This is a genomic window from Tolumonas osonensis, assembly GCF_014202415.1.
GTDB lineage: Bacteria > Pseudomonadota > Gammaproteobacteria > Enterobacterales > Aeromonadaceae > Tolumonas > Tolumonas osonensis.
On sequence record NZ_JACHGR010000003.1, the window covers coordinates 254902 to 272558 of the forward strand.

The following is a 17657-nucleotide window of genomic DNA, read 5'->3' on the forward strand; positions in this document are numbered from 1 at the left end:
TTCAATAGCCTTGCCAGTCTGTCAGCGCATTTAAACTGAAACTTTGTGAGCCGACCCGAAAAATGCTGGTTTCAGGCGCAATTCGCAGCAACACCACACCACTGACCACTTCGTCGCCTTCATGATAGTCACGGCCATTGATATTAATGGTGCGGTTAGCCGGTATGGAGGAATACACATGCGCACCGTATTTCATGGCCGGAACCTGCTGACTGATACGGGGCGGAAGCGCGCCCAATGGTGTCGCATCCGGCGAAGCCGTGCTCTGAACCGGAACAGCCGGCGTATTCGCTTGCACCGTATCATTGACCGCCTGCATAAAGCGTTTTTCCAGGGAACTGCGAAGATCGGTATCCACAGCGTCCGGTACCACCGGTTTATCTGCAACTGGTGGCAACGCAGGTTGATCAATCACCAGATCCTGTACCGGGTCTGCTTCTGGCAACGGCTCAGTGACAAACTCGTAATCCTGTGGCAACAGTTTAAAAGGCAACTCGGTGGGGTGCGGAACCTCCACCCGCTGTTCAACCGGCTCATTATGCAGTAAATGCCATCCGTAGTTTGTCGCGCCGCCCAGCGCGGCACAGAGCGGCAAACCCAGTAGCCATGCCAGCCATCGAGCTTTACTGCCCGATTCGCCATGTAACCGTTCCGGCATGAAGAAATGCGCCTGTTCAACCCGTCTTGACTGACGGGAAGCCGAAGTAAGTAATGACATTAGCTGGCACCTCCCGTATCTGTTGTCTCATCCCCGTTATTGACCGTTTGCTGTGCCGGAATACGTCCGTTCAGCCGGGGAACGTCTTCCCTGCTATAGATCGCCAGACGCAGCAAGGTCTGCTCACCGGCCACGCCATCCGCTTTCAGCCCTTCCTGTTGCTGGAACTGACGCACCTTGGACTCCAGTTGAGAATCAAACCGTCTTAATTTATTTCGTACCGGCTGATGTAACGCCTGGCTCACTGCCGTTTCCAGCCATTGAATATCCGATGTATTACTGCGTTTTGAAATCAATGTATTACCACTGCCCGGCAACTGCCAGAACAGGGTGTAAGACTGATCCCATGCCTTTTCCAGCCATGTCTGCGATACCTGCCAGCGTTCTCCGCCCAGCAGCAGCTCGGCTTGCCCGTCAGCCACATGCAATAAGACCGCATAGAAGATCTGACTCTTTTCATCTGCCAGCCGTACCACAGCCGGGTAATTCAGTTGCAGCAGATCATCCAGCGTTCCCTGCTCCTGCGCACAACGCAGATTCACGCGTTGTGCCGTATCACAATATGAATCCTCAACAGAGGCATCAAAACCCCATACCCGGTATAACTGCTGCGTGGCCTGATCTTCATAAGCGGCATCCGCAACAGCCTGATCAAACTGCTTCACCAGTTTTTCATCCGGCGGCAAGGTAACCGGAACCATCACCTTTTTAACTGGAGCCTGCGGCTGAATGCCCCACTGCTGCCAGCCAAACCAGCCAGCGGCCAGCATTAGCATCCCGGCCAGCGAAAAAGCCAGTACCGACCGGAAACTGCCTTCATCACGGACCCCGGTCGCTTCATAGGCGGCCTGTGCCAGTAATTTGCCATTGATTCGTGCACTACCGGCAGCATAAGCCCCCAGTAATGCCCGTTCGCAGATAAGGTTGATCACTCGCGGTATTCCCCCGCTTAACCGGTGCAATTCGCGGATGGCGGAAGGCGTAAAAATAGGTTGCATACCGCCTGCGACCTGCAGACGAAAACGGACATAGGCGTCCACATCATTCAGATCCAGCGGCAGCAGGTGATAACGGGCAGTGATGCGCTGAGCCAGCTGACGCAGTAGCGGCTGACGCAAAAGATGCTGGAGTTCCGGCTGACCAATCAGCACGATCTGCAGCAACTTGGTATCATCCATTTCCAGATTGGTCAGCAGACGCAACTGTTCCAACACTTCCGGCATCAGATGCTGGGCTTCGTCGATCACCAGCAGCGTTCGCCGTCCGGCCTGATGATTCCGCAACAGGAAGTGATGCAACGTATCAAATAGTATCTTCAGGCTGACAGGCTGAGGATAGGTGAGCTGATAGGCATCACAAATGGCCTCCAGCATCTCCTCTGTTGCAAGCGCCGGATTCAGGATGAACGCCAGATCGGTATCCTCCGGCAACTGCTGGCGCAGACAACGGGATACGGTTGTTTTCCCGGTGCCGACCTCCCCGGTCAGCAAGACAAATCCTCCGCCATCACGTAAACCATATAATAAATGCGTCAGCGCTTCGGTATGGCGCTCGCTCATATAGAGGTATTTAGGGTTCGGAGATATCGAAAACGGATTATCCGTCAGATTAAAAAAGGCTTTATACATAATCAGCTCATCCCATGAGTGCTGATCGCAGAGTAATCCGCTGCACGAGTGAAGTCAAAAACAGGCTATAATCCGCTTACAGAAAATAGAGGAACAGCAAGTGCAGATATATCTGGTGGGTGGCGCGGTACGCGATTCCCTGTTGGGATTGCCGGTGACAGAGCGTGATTATGTAGTCGTTGGCAGTGAAGCTCAAACCTTGTTAGATCAGGGGTTTGTGCCTGTCGGTCGTGATTTCCCGGTCTTTCTGCATCCGCAAACGAAAGAAGAGTATGCCCTGGCCCGCATTGAACGCAAACAGGGTAAGGGATACACCGGTTTTGCCTGCTATGCCGCACCGGATGTGACACTGGAACAGGATCTGTTGCGACGGGATCTCACTATCAATGCCATCGCGCAGGATCAGGAAGGTCAGCTCTACGATCCTTATGGCGGTGTCGCGGATCTGAATAACCGCGTGTTACGCCATATCTCTCCCGCGTTCAGTGAAGACCCGCTGCGAGTATTGCGGGTCGCCCGTTTTGCTGCCCGCTTTCATCATCTGGGCTTCTATATTGCCCCGGAAACGCTGGAACTGATGCGTAAACTCAGCCGCAGCGGAGAATTAAACCATCTGACACCGGAACGCGTCTGGAAAGAGCTGGAAAAAGTGTTGTCCGGACGTAATCCGCAGATCTTTTTCGAGATCCTGCATGACTGCGAGGCCCTGAGTGTCCTGTTACCGGAAGTGGATGCCTTGTTCGGTGTGCCGGCGCGTCCCGACTGGCATCCGGAGGTCGATACCGGCATCCATGTCATGATGGCCCTTCGTGAGGCCAGTCAGCGCAGCGACGAGCTGGCCGTCCGCTTTGCGACGCTCTGTCATGATCTTGGCAAAGCCAGAACCCCGTCGCATATACTGCCCAGTCACCATGGTCACGGCGACCGCGGGATCCCCCTGATCCGGGAGCTGTGTCAACGGTTAAAAGTACCGAATGAATGCCGCGATCTCGCGCTGCTGGTCAGCGAACTGCATTCCCTGGTACATACGGCATTACAGCTGCGGCCGGCCACCATGCTGAAGCTGTTTGATCGTCTTGATGTCTGGCGGAAACCGGAGCGTCTGTCACAACTGTTACTGTGCTGTCAGGCTGACTTTTACGGACGCCTGGGGTTTGCCGAACGGGAATATCCGGAACCTGACTATGTCAGACAGGCCTATGCCGCAGCGGCAGCCGTTGCAGTTAGACCCATTGTTGAGGCTGGCTATACCGGCGAGGCAATACGGCTGCAGCTAAGCCGGCGCCGTATCTTTGCCATCCGCGATGTGCATTGTCGCTGGAACGATAAATAGCGTTCTATGACCAGTCGAATGCCACTGCCCGCAGTGGCTGACGGCTGGCGTCATACTCATTCCACAATTCAGCCAACGTCATCTCCGCCAGCGGATGCCGCCACTCGGGCGCCAGTTCCGCAAACGGACGTAACACAAACGCATTGTGCAGGATCTCGCTGCGGGGCAGTTCAACCGGCGCACTGATCACCAGTTCATCGTAAGCCAGCAGATCCAGATCCAGCGTCCGACCGGAAAACTTGCGCGCATCTGCCGGGCGGCCATGTGCAAACTCGATAGCCCGCAATTGCGCCGCCACTTCGGCAACACTCACCGTGGTTTCGGCCGCAATGACCAGATTATAAAACGGTGCGCCATCAAATCCGACCGCATCACTTTCATACACGGTGGAGCAACGACAATCAGCAAATACCAGTTGCAGCGCCTGCCAGCCGGCACGCAGATAACGTTCCCGTTCGATGTTAGAACCGACACCGATATAGATACGGGCCATTATGCCTCCCGTACAATCTCAACGCCGACACCACGGGCATTGACCACCGCCCCCGGTTTGGTCACCCGCACCCGTACCCGCAGCACCGGAAACTCGGTCAGCAGCAACTGTGCGGTCTGTTCGGCAACCGCCTCGACCAGACCGATCGGACGGGTACTGATCATATCCGTCACCCGTTTCGACACTGCGGCATAGTCCAGCGCCAGCGACATATCATCCTGTTCACCGGCAGCCTGCATATCAAAATCCATCTCCAGATCCAGCACCAGTTTCTGCGTGATCTGTTTTTCCCACTCATACACACCAATCGTACAGTAGACCTCAAGATGATCGATAAAGACTTTATCCATGTTTTATCCTAATTCTGCTAATCTGGAACGTGGGTATCGGGTGTGGATCATACTCCAGCCAGCGCCGATAGAAAAATAGTGCCCGCGAACAACGTCAGGAGACTTATGCTCGCTCTCACTTTCGCCATGACAGGAATAGCTTATCTGCTGGGTTCAGTCAGTAACGCAGTACTGATCAGCCGTTTCTTCAAATTGCCCGATCCCCGTGACTATGGCTCACACAATCCCGGCGCCACCAATGTGCTCCGCTCCGGTAACCGGTTTGCCGCCTTCATCGTGTTTCTGCTGGATATGCTCAAGGGCACCATTCCGGTTTATCTCGCCTGGTATCTGGGGATACCGCCACTCTATCTCGGCTTTATCGGTATTGCAGCCTGTCTCGGACACATGTACCCCCTCTATTTTCACTTCAGAGGCGGCAAGGGTGTAGCGACAGCGCTCGGCGCACTGATGCCGCTGGGGCTGGATATGGGCAGCTTCATGATTATTACCTGGCTGATTGTTTTGCTTCTCAGCGGATATTCATCACTGGCCGCCATCTGTGCCGCCTTGCTGGCACCGTTTTATACCTATTATCTGAAACCCGAATATACTCTGCCCGTAGCCATGCTGTGCTGCCTGATTATTCTGCGTCATCACGAGAACATCAGCCGCCTGCTGCACGGCAACGAACCACAGGTCTGGTCACGTCACCGGTTAAAGCGTCACCGGCGCTAACGTTTCCAGATTCCAGCGTGGCTGTACCACGATCTCCAGACCGGTGGTATGCCCGGCTTTCAGACGTTGCATCCCGGCAAAGGCAATCATTGCGCCGTTATCGGTACAGAATTCCGGACGCGGATAGAACACCTCTCCACCCAGCTTATGCATCAGTTCCGCCAGTTGACTTCGCAGCTCTCTATTGGCACTCACGCCACCGGCGATCACCAGACGTTTCAGGCCGGTTTCCTGCAATGCGCGCTTACATTTAATCGCCAGTGTATCCACGACAGCCGACTGGAAGGCATGCGCAATGTCCGCCCGGGTCTGATCGTCGGATCCCTGACTGTGGATCGTATTGGCAGCAAAGGTTTTCAAACCGGAAAAACTGAAATCCAGCCCCGGACGATCCGTCATGGGCCGCGGGAACACAAACCGCCCGGCGGTACCCTGTTCCGCCAGTCTGGCCAGCGCCGCCCCGCCCGGATAATCCAGGCCCAGCAGCTTGGCGGTCTTATCAAACGCTTCACCGGCCGCATCATCAATCGATTCGCCGAGGATCTGATACTGACCGATGCCATCTACCCGTACCAGCAAGGTGTGTCCGCCGGAAACCAGCAGCGCAATAAAAGGAAACTCCGGCACCCGCTCTTCCAGCATCGGCGCCAGCAGATGACCTTCCATATGATGGACCGGTACCGCGGGTTTATTCCAGGCCATGGCCAGCGAACGCGCAATGGTCGCACCGACCAGTAAAGCACCCACCAGACCCGGGCCGGCCGTATAGGCGATCCCGTCAAGATCCTCGGATCGACAACCCGCTTGCTGCAGCGCAGCTTCGATCAATGGCAAGGTTTTACGGATATGATCCCGGCTGGCCAATTCCGGCACCACGCCGCCATAATCGGCATGCAACTTGATCTGACTATATAGCTGATGAGCGAGGATCCCTTGTTGATCGTCGAAGATCGCGATCCCGGTTTCGTCACAGGATGTTTCAATACCCAAAACCCGCATTTTTCGGTTACTCCGGTAAATTTTCGACCGATTAATGAGGTGCTATGGTACATTTCAGCGCTTTTTTACTCCAGCTTGTTCTGATCGGGGTTTACATACCCCCATCCATAGGATTAAAATTCGGCACCATTTTTAGTAAGGCTGACTTTCAGCCAGAAAAACATTCACACCGAGGTGAAAGGCACATGCCAGTTATTAAAGTCCGTGAAAACGAGCCATTCGACGTAGCACTGCGTCGCTTCAAACGTTCCTGCGAAAAAGCAGGTGTTCTGTCAGACGTTCGCAGCCGCGAATTCTACGAAAAGCCAACTACTGTTCGTAAACGCGCTAAAGCGTCTGCTGTTAAACGTCACATGAAGAAACTGGCTCGCGAAAACGCACGTCGTAACCGTCTGTACTAATTTTACAGACCGTTAAGTTTTCTCGATAAGCCGCGCTCTCCTCTGATTGCGCGGCTTGTTTTATTGGCAGACGGAATTCAGATGGCTGGCAAAATCCCGCAATCCTTTATTGATGATCTGCTGAACCGGACCGATATCATCGAGCTGATCGATAGTCGCGTTCATCTGAAAAAAGCCGGTAAGAACTACCAGGCCTGCTGTCCGTTTCATAACGAAAAATCCCCCTCATTTTCTGTCAGTCCGGAAAAACAGTTTTATCACTGCTTTGGCTGTGGAGCCCACGGCAACGCCATTGGTTTCCTGATGGAATATGACGGATTAACCTTCCCTGACGCAGTCGGTGAATTAGCCGGTCTGCACGGTTTGACCGTACCGCACGATCAGCCTCAGCATCAGCAGGGTTCGGCCGCATCTGCGGATCATTATCAGCTGATGGAATGGGCTGCCCGTTACTTTCAGGGGCAACTCAAAAACGCACCATCCGCGATCAGTTACCTGAAAGAGCGTGGCCTGACCGGTGAGGTCGTCAAGCAGTTTGCCATCGGTTATGCCCCGTCCGGCTGGGACGGTCTGCGTCAGACGCTAGTCCGTTCTGCCGCAACCGAAGCCCAACTGGTTGAACTGGGCATGCTGATCAGCCGTGATGGCGGCGGCAGTTATGATCGTTTCCGGGATCGGATCATGTTTCCGATCCGCGATCGTCGTGGCAGGGTGATCGGTTTTGGCGGTCGGGTGCTGGGTAACGGCACCCCCAAGTATCTGAACTCGCCGGAAACGCCGATCTTTCATAAAGGGAAAGAGCTGTTTGGCCTTTATCAGGTCAAAGAAAAGCACCGTTCTCCCGTGCGGATCCTGATCGTTGAAGGTTATATGGATGTGGTCGCACTGGCGCAGTTTGGCGTCGATTATGCCGTTGCCTCGCTGGGAACATCGACCACGTCTGATCATATGCATCTGTTGTTTCGCACAACCTCAGAAGTCGTCTGTTGTTATGACGGTGACAATGCAGGGCGGGAAGCTGCATGGCGGGCACTGGAAAATGCCCTGCCCAGCCTGCAGGATGGTAAAAATCTACGTTTCGTCTTTTTACCAGCGGAACATGATCCGGATAGTTTTATCCGTGAATATGGCCGAGAGGCCTTTGAACAGAAACTGGATAGCGCGCAGTCATATGCCGATTTCCTGTTTGAGCGTCTGAGCCGGGATCTGAACCTGAGCGGTGAAGCAGGGAAAAACGAACTGGCCAATAAAGCCATTGCGTTGATCCGCCGTGTCCCGGAAGGATTTAACCGCGAAAGCTTGCTGACCAAACTCTCCGCTCAGTTGCGCTGGGGAGAAAACGAGAAACGCCTGCGCGATATTTTCCGCCGCCAGGAAAAAGAAGCACAGCAGACCACCGCCGTTCAGCCGCAGACAGGTAAAATCAAGCTGACGCTGATCCGTCGGGCTATCGCACTGGTCGTACAACATCCGCAACAGGCCGCGTTACTGCCTCCCCTGCCGGATGTGTTGCGCACATTGAACCAGCCCGGCATTAACGTGTTGCTATCGCTGCTTACCCAGTTGCATAACAACCCGATGACGACGGGTCAGTTGCTGGAGCACTGGCGCGATACCCGCGAGGGACGCGCACTGGCCCAGCTGGCAATGCTGGACGAGGTTGCCGTCGGCGATAACATTCAGCAGGAACTGGAAGATGTCTGTGATCGTCTGCTGGATCTTTATCTGCAGCAACGGCTGGCAACCCTGCAAAATAAGGCACAGAACACAGGCCAACTGAATCCGGAAGAAATACAAGAACTTCAGTTTCTGCTGACCGAATACAAACGTTCTGCGAAATAAATAGCCGCCAGCTTGAATTTCACGCTCAGCGGCACTATATGATTAACACAGCCCGGTTTTCGGGATTATAGCTACTTGAAGTTGCAACACAGCACTGAACAAACCGCTTACCCTGCTTGAAATATAACGGGGCGGATTTTTACTTTGTCGTTAACGTGCAAAATGGCCGTCGTTTCTTTATAATCGGCGGATTTTACGCCACCGGGCAAGAACATCTGCCCAAGTAAGTACCAACCGGATGAGTTCTATGGAGCAAACCCCTCAGTCGCAACTAAAACTCCTCGTTGCCAAAGGTAAAGAGCAGGGCTATCTGACTTATGCTGAAGTAAACGATCATCTGCCACAGGATATCGTTGACTCTGATCAGATAGAAGACATTATTCAGATGATCAATGACATGGGTATCCAGGTCGTTGAAAGCGTACCTGATGCCGATGATCTGTTGCTGACCGAAAGCAGTGCCGCTGATGAAGACGCAGCCGAAGCTGCGGCACAAGTACTGGCATCTGTTGAATCTGAAATTGGCCGCACCACTGACCCGGTTCGCATGTACATGCGCGAAATGGGCACTGTTGAACTGTTGACCCGTGAAGGCGAAATCGACATCGCTAAACGTATCGAAGACGGTATCAACCAGGTACAGAGTTCCGTTGCCGAATATCCGGAAGCGATCACTTATCTGCTGGATCAGTTTGATCGTTTCGAAGCGGGTCACATCCGTCTGGGCGATATTATCTCCGGCTTCGTCAGTGAAGATGACGATTTGCCACCAACTGCTACCAACATCGGTTCTGCGCTGGATGAAGAAGATCAGATCGACGATGACAGCAGTGATGACGATGAAGATGAAGACGAAGATAGCGACAGCGATACGGATGAAGATACCGGTCCGGATCCTGAAGTAGCTCGTGAAAAATTTGCTGCTTTGCGTACCCAGTATGAAAAAACTCGTGACGCTATCAAGGCGCAGGGTCGTGAAAGCGATGCTGCCAAAGAACAGATCCTGGAATTAGCCAACGTATTCAAAGAGTTCCGTCTGGTACCTAAGCAATTTGACCGCCTGGTCAATAGCATGCGCGAAATGATGGAACGCGTACGTGTTCAGGAACGTCTGATCATGCGTTACTGCGTTGAATACGCAAAAATGCCGAAGAAAAACTTCGTCACCGCATTCACTAACAATGAATCCAGCAACGGTTGGTTCGAATTTGCCAAAGGCAGCGGTAAACCGTGGTCTGCTGCGCTGGAAAACATGGATGAAGACGTTCAGCGTTCTATCCAGAAATTACAGCAGGTTGAGCAGGAAACCGGTTTGTCGATCGCACAAATCAAAGATATCAACCGTCGTATGAGCATTGGTGAAGCCAAGGCCCGCCGTGCGAAGAAAGAGATGGTGGAAGCAAACTTGCGTCTGGTTATTTCTATCGCGAAGAAATACACCAACCGTGGTCTGCAATTCCTGGATCTGATCCAAGAAGGTAACATCGGTCTGATGAAGGCAGTCGATAAATTCGAATACCGCCGTGGTTACAAGTTCTCGACCTATGCGACCTGGTGGATCCGTCAGGCGATCACCCGCTCGATCGCGGATCAGGCCCGCACGATCCGTATTCCGGTACACATGATCGAAACGATCAACAAGCTGAACCGTATCTCCCGTCAGATGCTGCAGGAAATGGGCCGTGAGCCTAATCCGGAAGAACTGGCTGAGCGTATGGGAATGCCGGAAGACAAGATCCGTAAAGTACTGAAGATCGCCAAAGAACCAATCTCCATGGAAACCCCTATCGGTGATGATGAAGATTCTCATTTAGGTGATTTTATCGAAGACACCACCCTGGCGTTGCCAGCGGATGCTGCTACTTCAGAAAGCCTGAAAGCGGCAACCCGTGATGTCCTCTCCGGCTTAACTGCACGTGAAGCGAAAGTGCTGCGTATGCGTTTTGGTATCGACATGAACACTGACCATACTCTGGAAGAGGTTGGTAAGCAGTTCGATGTTACCCGTGAACGTATCCGTCAGATCGAAGCGAAAGCGCTGCGTAAACTGCGTCATCCAAGCCGTTCTGAAGTTCTGCGCAGCTTCCTGGACGAATAGTGTCGCATCTCACAGGTTGGCGCTTTTATGAGCGCCTAACCTGTTGAAATATAGACACCCAGAAACGCTATCCGTATAATACGCACCAATTCGGCCCCTTAGCTCAGTGGTTAGAGCAGGCGACTCATAATCGCTTGGTCCCCCGTTCAAACCGGGGAGGGGCCACCAGATATATCAAGGACTTACAGCTGATTGTTGTAGGTCCTTTTTGTTTTCTGGCTCTTTTAAGTTAAGTAGCAAGTCAAGTAAGGTTTTAAAACTGACTTTAAGTGAAGTTAGGTATCGATTTATCTGCCCGTTATCTGATCGCATGACGGGATGTCACTATGATTCATCCCGTTGTTCTTTCACTCAGTGGCTGGTGGGTTAATCCTCCATACTCTTAGCTGCAGCATACTCTTCAAGGGGCATATTCCATGCCACATAAGGGAACTGTTTCCTAATTTGATGCACAAAACTAGCATCGGTTAACATCTCATAAGTGACGGCTTTATAATCACAACGCAATGTGATGTTATTTATCAGACTGTTCGCTGTTGGCATATGCTCGGTTAGCAGGTCATCCAGATAACGTTCGGCATCCTCCTTTTTAACCACCGTCCCTTCAATTCCAAACTTCAATTCATCAGGTGGGTTATTTGCCACTCGATCCACCACTGCTTTAATCAGTTCATCTTTAGACTTTGCTAACTCTTTTTCTAAGTTAGCGTACAATTTCACCGAATATTGATCGATAAGAGTCCGTAGGTTAGCTAATTCTTCTTCAAATTTTATTTTGTTAGAACGTAGTATCACTCTGCCTAACTTTCCGACTGGTTTTAGAAAAACTTTCCGTAAACGATCAACTTCTGTAACGATGTCTTTAGATGATATCTCACTGTTTTCACCAATTATTTTGTAACTTGCGGTCAGCCGTTTTTGAGCTTCTGCATCATCAGTAAACAACCGTTTAATTTCATCCGGAAACTTGAATACATGGCGTTCAATATGGCCATTAGATAGTTCTAGTTCCACAAACTCTAATCGACTGTTAAATACATTAACTTGGCGACTGACATTGAATTTTTGGGGCGGATTTGTTGTCAGTTCCTCTTTAATTTTGTTCAATTCAGCTTTGCTTACTTTTTTAGCTTGATCAGATAAAGCAGGTACAGTAAGTGCGTTTCTTGTTAATAAGTCTGTACGCTGTTCATTTGTGAATTTAGAGATATCAGTAGCAACAGATGGGGGGCAAACTATTGATTGGAAGGTCAGAACTAAATCTTCTGTGACTTGCGATCCCAATTCGAGGCAATTAAAACCTTCAGTTGTCTCATTGGTCTCAACCAATTCCGGAAGTTGACTAAACACCCACGACTTCTGATCAACCACACAAAATGCCAAACGGATCTTAGGTAATTGATACAGATTAATCTGGTTTTGCATTAGTAGTTCATTTGCGTCATGTTCTCCATACCCAAGGCGACGAGAATGTTCGGAAATATCTACGATGACATCGATCTGAAGGTTGATATTTTGTTGCTTTGCATGGCAAATGGAGACTGCAAGCTCCTTTGTTAAACCGGCTGCACAAATAATGATCCGCTGTTTTGCCTTAGCAATCTCATAGGAAAGCATTTTGGTGTTAATCCGTAACAACATCTTCTTTTCCTGTATTTGAATATTGAGTAAATGAGCCCCTTTGTCTGCAGGGGATTAATAACACTATGGTTAAATCGAGAGCTGCTCATTCGTACTGAAAAGCGCTGATGGTAAGAGATCTGACTGAAAGAGGCTTGAATCGCCACTACTTCACTAGACGACTTTAGCCTCTTTATGGTTTTACCCCGATTTGACGGCCAGACCATTGCGCTCTGACTGTACGATCAGCTCAGTTTAAATCCTATTCTTCTTAAAGTTCTCAGCCTGTTCCAGCACGCTTTTGTAAACGTCATCATTTGCCACGGGCGGGAAGCCGTATTTGTGCAGTAACAGAATCAATTCGACTTTCAGCGCGGCTTTGATGTCGTCGCGTTTGCTCCAGTCGGGGAATTGCGCCTGATTATCGACGATCACTTTCATGGCCTTTGCCAGTTTAAGCATCTTGTCGTCTTCATAGCTGAAATCGTATTTCTGGCGCATGGCATTGAGAATGTCGTAGAAGGCTTTCTCTTCAATGTCGATGCCGAGATCGGCAAATGACGTCATTTCACCTTTCAGCTCACCAAATAAACCGAAGATGTGATCGACCATTTCATCGGTGATGTTGTTGAACTCTTCGGCGTTAAACACATCGTTTTCTTTGCGTTCGTTATACTGCTCCACCAGCGATTGCAGGCGTTTCGAGAAATTGATGCCCTGCAACTGGTTCACTTTCTTGAAATCGCTGATAGCCTTTTCCAGCAGCTTTTGCAGCAGTTGGATCTTGGTGTTCGGCAGTTTTATTTTGCTGATCCGATCGAGATAGTCTTCATCGAAGATATCAATGGCTTCGGCGTTCTCCTCCCCCAGCGTGTAAATCTCTTCAACACCATCTGCTTTCAACGCTTCAGCGATCATATCGCGCACACGGGCGTTCATCTGCGTCACATCCGGCGCATCGCCTTTGGTCAACTTGAATACGATGGAACGTACCGCCAGATAGAAGTGAATGTTATCGCGGTCATCTTGCGTTAGGTTTTCACTGCCACAGCAAACGTCATACGCCGCTTTCAGGCGTTTCACCAACGCCATAAAACGTGTTTCAAACTTCTTACTCTGTAAGACATATTCTGAGGCCAGATTCAGACAATTAAGCTGTGCTTTCGGTTCGCCACTGAAATAATCGCTGCTATCAAAGTGGTGGAACATGTTCCCCAATAATGCGAGGTGATTTTTCACCTCCACAATCGATTGGGTGATGTCTTCAAAGTTGGTGGAATCGGCTTTGGAATACATTGCCAGTGCCAGGTTCATCTGCCGTTTAATGCCGAAGTAATCGACCACCAGCCCTTTCTCTTTGCCTTCAAACTTACGGTTCACTCGGGAAATGGTCTGGATCAGGTTGTGCTTTTGCAGCGGCTTATCGATATAGATGGTATCGAGTTCCGGCACATCGAAACCGGTCAGCCACATATCCACGACAATCGCGATACGGAAGTTTGATTTCGGGTTTTTGAACTGTTTATCGCACTCTTTGCGGTCGTCTTTGGTGCCTAGCAAGTCATAGAGCGTGGCGTCATCGTCTTTGCCGCGTGTCATCACCATCTTCACCATCGCCGATGGCATCACTTCTTTTTGCTCTTGCTCTGTTAGCTCAATGCCTTCAGGGGCGGTTTTTTCGATAAACCAATCAGGGCGGATTTCTTTGACTTGCAGATAAAGCTGATACGCGATTTCACGGCTGGCACAGACAAACATCGCTTTGCCTTTCACCGTAGAGCCTTCTGTCACACGATCTTCGTAATGTTTCACAAAGTCGGCGGCAATTGCTTTGATGCGATCAGGGTCGCCCAGAATCGCATTCATGTTCGCAGTGGCTTTCTTGCTCTCATCGATCTGATATTCACTGGCACCGGCGCTTTCGCATTCGTCGTAATAGTTTTCGATCTCTTGCAGTTTGCTGCTATCAAGCAGCACTTTTGCGGCACGGCCTTCATAAACAATTCGCACGGTGATTTCATCGTTCACCGATTCGGTCATGGTGTAGCTATCGACCACCTGACCAAACACATCCAACGTGGCGTCAATCGGCGTGCCGGTGAAACCAACATAGGTCGCATTGGGGAGTGAATCATGTAGGTATTTAGCAAAGCCGTAGGTTTTGCGCACAGTATTGGTTTTTTCATCAATCACGACCTTCTGATCGAGGTTGATTTGGCTGCGGTGCGCTTCATCAGAGATACAGATGATGTTGCTGCGTTCTGACAGCAGCTCGGTGTCTTCGGTGAATTTGTGAATGGTGGTTAAGAACACGCCACCACTGTTGCGGCCTGAGAGTTTCTCGCGTAAGTCGGCTCGGCTTTCGACCGGTACAATCGTCGCATCACCAATATATTGCGTGGCATTACAGATCTGCTTGGATAGCTGGTCATCGAGATCGGTGCGGTCGGTGATCAGCACAATAGTCGGGCTGGCAAACTCGACACTTTTCATCAGCAAACGGGCAAGGAACTGCATGGTGTAACTCTTACCGCAGCCGGTTGCACCGAAGTAAGTCCCTCCTTTACCATCACCTTCAGGTTTACGGGCCGCTTTGATGCTGAAATAGAGTTTACGAGCCGCGTAATATTGCGGATAACGGCAACAGACTTTCACTTCATGCTTGCTGGTGTCGGGGAAGAATACAAAGTTCTTCACCACATCGAGTAAGCGCACCGGGTGGAATAACCCCTGCACCATGCTGTGTAGCGAATGGATGCCGTTCTCTTCACGCGATTCATTACCGCTCACTTTACGCCATGAATAGTAGAAGTCGTAAGGCGCAAACAGGTTGCCCATGCGGTTATTGACGCCGTCGCTGATAATGCACAGCGCGTTGTAGATAAACAGTTGCGGAATATCGCGGCGATAGCGTTTACAGAGTTGTTGCCACGCATCATGCAGATTGGCCTGTTCTTCTTTGATCGCACTCTTAAACTCAAACACCACCAGCGGCAAACCATTGATATAAAGAATGGCATCAGGAATACGCAGCTGGTCATCTTTGCCGGTGATCTCTAACTGATTGACGATTTTCAGACGGTTTTGCTCGGTCGGCAGATAAGCGGTTTTGGGTTCGGCAACGGCGGCCAGCGGTTCAGGCTCAGGTGTAAATAATGCAGCAAGTGCGTGGGGTAAATGGCGGGTATCAGTCAGTTCGATGTAGAGATCTTTCTGATTACGGTCATCGCGCTTAAACAGAAAACCGTTGGAAAGCCAGTTGCAGAAGGTTTTATTACTGTCGTAGAGGTCGTTGGCAGAGAGTGTGGTGAGCTGGCAAATAATACGGGCAATTTCAGCATCGGTAATACCATCGGGCTGATAACGGCGGCGGAGATAATCACGCAAATCGCTTTCAATCAGCACCTGAATTTTATCAGTGCGTTGAAGCTGTTCACCGGAAAGGTAATGATAACCCTGCTCACCGAGTAATTCGATGATGGCTTGTTCCAGTTTTGCTTCGGTAAATTTGATCGATCCTTCCATGAACATCCGCATGACCGTTTTGACTGCCAGAATTAACAGTAGTTTACTGATTCAGGAGTCAAAAAGGTATGGGGTAAACGCCCGTTCCCTTCCAATGTTGCAAACCAATCCTTTACATCGATAGTTTTCACAAATATGATTTTTTCATGATTCATGAAAATTTGGAAAACGTGAAAATGAAGGAACCGGATCTGGAAAGCATTCTTCAGGTTTTACCGAATGAATGGCAACCGCAAATAAAGCTTTTTAACACAGCATCAGACACTGGATGTGATGGTGAGTTGACCATTCAACTGAATCAGAAAACCAAGCACTATTTGCTCGCATTTAAGCAAATACACCGCAAAGAAAGTCTGGTGCATTATTCCCATGCCCATTCGAACACACAGCGCATCTTGGTGTGTAACCCATTGAGTACATACCTGCGGGATATCTGCACAGAGCTCAATGTGAATTACATCGATGAATCCGGCAACATCAGAATTGCGGATGACTCTACTTATATCCTCATCCAAGGGCAGAAGGCTGTTGCGAGTAAGGCTATTGCCACGATGACAACCGGTATCGTGAAATGTTTATTTGCCTTCTTTGCTGAACCATCGCTGCTGAACGAGCCTTACAGCCTCATTGCTGAACGAGCTGGCATTTCATTAGGTATGGTCAATAAGACCATGACTTTTCTGATAGAAAACAAGCATATTGCTCATCAATCTACGCCACGTCGATTTTTAGATGTTCAAACTCTGCAATACGAATGGTTGATCAGTTATCAGCAGAAGGTTGCCCCTAAAATACCGTCTATTGCGTGCCCTCCGCCTGAAAACTGGGAAAGCGTTCCATTAAATACTGGTGACATTTGGGCTGGTGAGGTTGCCGCTGCGCAGTTAACGAACTATCTCATCCCTCAGGATTACCTGTTATTCACGCAAAATATGCGGCCTGAAAAATACCCCATCAGCAAAAATCACAATGCAAAATTGCGGATGAAAAAAGCATTCTGGGGTAAAGCGCTCAGTATTTCTCAAAACGCATTTGCCTTGCTGACAGTGGCTGAGTTGCTGTTGAGTAATGATGGACGAAATCGTGAATTAGCCGAGATGATCAATGACCAATATTTACACCTTACAAAACTCCCTTGATCCGTTGCTGCATCGGGCATTAAGCAATGTGGTTGCTGCGGCGAACAGTATTCCGCTCGATTATTTTATCGCGGGGGCAACTGCACGAGACATCGTGCTGCATGGCATCTTTGGCTATGCCCCCAGCAGAGCAACACGAGATATTGATACAGCCATTTTCATCCGATCATGGGATGAGTTCACCCATGCCAGAAATGCGCTGATAGAAAAAGGGATGCTTGAGACAACACATGCACACCGTTTAATCGAACCTGTAACAGGTCTGCCGTTAGATATCATTCCTTTTGGTGAGATAGCGGATAGTGAGGGCTCTATTCAATGGCCGCCAGACTATGCGGTAACCATGAGCGTGATTGGTTTTGATGAAGCCTATTCCGCTGCATTATTGGTGGAAGATAGAGGGTTACAATTCAAAGTTGCCTCTTTACCCGGCATCGCACTCTTGAAATTGATCGCATGGGATGAAAAAGGTCAGGCACGAAATAAAGACGCCACGGATTTTTATGCCATCCTCGATCGCTATCAGATGATCAGTGCAGACAGACTCTGGGACGACTACGTGCCGAATGACATTTATGGTTATGACATTGCCCGTTGTTGTTCATTTTTATTGGGGTTTGATATCAAAAATATCCTCTCTGATCCTGCCAGAGACGTGCTAGCCCGGATTCAGTCATCAAAACAAGATGAATTTATCTCGGTCATTGCAAGAACACAGGCGGGTATTGATATCGCTCAACTCGAAGCCATGTTGAATGCCTTCTGGCATGGTGTAGATCTCTGAATCGCCAATG

At 50.1% G+C, this 17657-nt stretch carries 14 protein-coding genes and 1 tRNA gene; 8 read left to right on the plus strand and 7 right to left on the minus strand.

Going from position 1 to position 17657, the window contains the following annotated elements; all coding sequences use genetic code 11:
• Position 1 precedes the first annotated feature (1 nt).
• Both HNR75_RS05625 and HNR75_RS05630 read right to left on the minus strand, forming a co-directional pair.
• Positions 2-718, minus strand: coding sequence for a general secretion pathway protein GspB (locus HNR75_RS05625; protein WP_188026024.1), 717 nt, complete (start codon positions 716-718; stop codon positions 2-4).
• Positions 718-2346, minus strand: a complete 1629-nt coding sequence (locus HNR75_RS05630; protein ID WP_188026025.1) for an ExeA family protein — start codon at positions 2344-2346, stop codon at positions 718-720. Before HNR75_RS05630 ends, HNR75_RS05625 begins: the two co-directional genes overlap by 1 nt.
• Positions 2347-2446: 100 nt before the next feature.
• Here HNR75_RS05630 and HNR75_RS05635 point away from each other — a divergent pair, with 100 nt between their 5' ends.
• On the plus strand, positions 2447-3679 hold the full coding sequence (locus tag HNR75_RS05635; protein ID WP_188026026.1) for a multifunctional CCA addition/repair protein: 1233 nt from the start codon (positions 2447-2449) through the stop codon (positions 3677-3679).
• Positions 3680-3683: 4 nt separating this feature from the next.
• Here HNR75_RS05635 and folK read toward each other — a convergent pair whose 3' ends face one another.
• Together folK and folB are read right to left on the minus strand one after the other, a co-directional pair.
• Positions 3684-4172 (minus strand): 2-amino-4-hydroxy-6-hydroxymethyldihydropteridine diphosphokinase, encoded by a 489-nt coding sequence (gene folK / locus HNR75_RS05640; protein WP_188026027.1) that lies wholly within the window; start codon positions 4170-4172, stop codon positions 3684-3686.
• Positions 4172-4522, minus strand: coding sequence for a dihydroneopterin aldolase (gene folB / locus HNR75_RS05645; RefSeq protein ID WP_188026028.1), 351 nt, complete (start codon positions 4520-4522; stop codon positions 4172-4174). The genes folK and folB overlap by 1 nt, the downstream gene beginning before the upstream one ends.
• A gap of 105 nt (positions 4523-4627) precedes the next feature.
• Here folB and plsY point away from each other — a divergent pair, with 105 nt between their 5' ends.
• Entirely contained in the window at positions 4628-5239 is a 612-nt protein-coding gene (gene plsY, locus HNR75_RS05650; RefSeq protein WP_188026029.1) for a glycerol-3-phosphate 1-O-acyltransferase PlsY, read from the plus strand.
• Here plsY and tsaD read toward each other — a convergent pair.
• Entirely contained in the window at positions 5219-6238 is a 1020-nt protein-coding gene (gene tsaD / locus HNR75_RS05655) for a tRNA (adenosine(37)-N6)-threonylcarbamoyltransferase complex transferase subunit TsaD (protein WP_188026030.1), read from the minus strand. The genes plsY and tsaD overlap by 21 nt on opposite strands.
• A 185-nt stretch (positions 6239-6423) precedes the next feature.
• Between tsaD and rpsU the strand changes: the two genes are divergently transcribed.
• The 4 genes from rpsU to HNR75_RS05675 all read left to right on the plus strand — a co-directional run bounded on the left by rpsU (position 6424) and on the right by HNR75_RS05675 (position 10747).
• Entirely contained in the window at positions 6424-6639 is a 216-nt protein-coding gene (rpsU, locus tag HNR75_RS05660) for a 30S ribosomal protein S21 (protein WP_188026031.1), read from the plus strand.
• An 81-nt stretch (positions 6640-6720) separates the two neighbouring features.
• On the plus strand, positions 6721-8481 hold the full coding sequence (gene dnaG, locus HNR75_RS05665; RefSeq protein WP_188026032.1) for a DNA primase: 1761 nt from the start codon (positions 6721-6723) through the stop codon (positions 8479-8481).
• Between the two features lie 190 nt (positions 8482-8671).
• Positions 8672-10579: an RNA polymerase sigma factor RpoD gene (gene rpoD, locus HNR75_RS05670; protein ID WP_343043256.1), complete on the plus strand. Its 1908-nt coding sequence runs from the start codon at positions 8672-8674 to the stop codon at positions 10577-10579.
• A 92-nt stretch (positions 10580-10671) separates the two neighbouring features.
• Positions 10672-10747: transfer RNA gene (locus HNR75_RS05675), tRNA-Ile, on the plus strand.
• Positions 10748-10945: 198 nt separating this feature from the next.
• Here HNR75_RS05675 and HNR75_RS05680 read toward each other — a convergent pair.
• Positions 10946-12220: a phospholipase D-like domain-containing protein gene (locus HNR75_RS05680; protein WP_188026034.1), complete on the minus strand. Its 1275-nt coding sequence runs from the start codon at positions 12218-12220 to the stop codon at positions 10946-10948.
• A gap of 234 nt (positions 12221-12454) precedes the next feature.
• Complete coding sequence (locus HNR75_RS05685) at positions 12455-15724, minus strand: type I restriction endonuclease subunit R (protein ID WP_223157787.1); 3270 nt, start codon at positions 15722-15724, stop codon at positions 12455-12457.
• Positions 15725-15870: 146 nt separating this feature from the next.
• Between HNR75_RS05685 and HNR75_RS05690 the strand changes: the two genes are divergently transcribed.
• Positions 15871-16863: a type IV toxin-antitoxin system AbiEi family antitoxin gene (locus HNR75_RS05690; protein ID WP_188026036.1), complete on the plus strand. Its 993-nt coding sequence runs from the start codon at positions 15871-15873 to the stop codon at positions 16861-16863.
• A complete protein-coding gene (locus HNR75_RS05695) occupies positions 16829-17647 on the plus strand; it encodes a hypothetical protein (protein ID WP_188026037.1) in 819 nt (272 codons plus the stop codon). Before HNR75_RS05690 ends, HNR75_RS05695 begins: the two co-directional genes overlap by 35 nt.
• The last annotated feature ends 10 nt before the right edge of the window (positions 17648-17657 follow it).

Coding starts and splice junctions, on each gene's coding strand:
- folK (WP_188026027.1), bottom strand. CDS start 4,172: ATGGCCCGTATCTATATCGGTGTCGGTTCTAACATCGAACGGGAACGT.
- folB (WP_188026028.1), bottom strand. CDS start 4,522: ATGGATAAAGTCTTTATCGATCATCTTGAGGTCTACTGTACGATTGGT.
- HNR75_RS05695 (WP_188026037.1), top strand. CDS start 16,829: ATGACCAATATTTACACCTTACAAAACTCCCTTGATCCGTTGCTGCAT.
- rpsU (WP_188026031.1), top strand. CDS start 6,424: ATGCCAGTTATTAAAGTCCGTGAAAACGAGCCATTCGACGTAGCACTG.
- HNR75_RS05625 (WP_188026024.1), bottom strand. CDS start 718: ATGTCATTACTTACTTCGGCTTCCCGTCAGTCAAGACGGGTTGAACAG.
- dnaG (WP_188026032.1), top strand. CDS start 6,721: ATGGCTGGCAAAATCCCGCAATCCTTTATTGATGATCTGCTGAACCGG.
- HNR75_RS05630 (WP_188026025.1), bottom strand. CDS start 2,346: ATGTATAAAGCCTTTTTTAATCTGACGGATAATCCGTTTTCGATATCT.
- HNR75_RS05680 (WP_188026034.1), bottom strand. CDS start 12,220: ATGTTGTTACGGATTAACACCAAAATGCTTTCCTATGAGATTGCTAAG.
- HNR75_RS05685 (WP_223157787.1), bottom strand. CDS start 15,724: ATGGAAGGATCGATCAAATTTACCGAAGCAAAACTGGAACAAGCCATC.
- plsY (WP_188026029.1), top strand. CDS start 4,628: ATGCTCGCTCTCACTTTCGCCATGACAGGAATAGCTTATCTGCTGGGT.
- tsaD (WP_188026030.1), bottom strand. CDS start 6,238: ATGCGGGTTTTGGGTATTGAAACATCCTGTGACGAAACCGGGATCGCG.
- HNR75_RS05690 (WP_188026036.1), top strand. CDS start 15,871: ATGATTCATGAAAATTTGGAAAACGTGAAAATGAAGGAACCGGATCTG.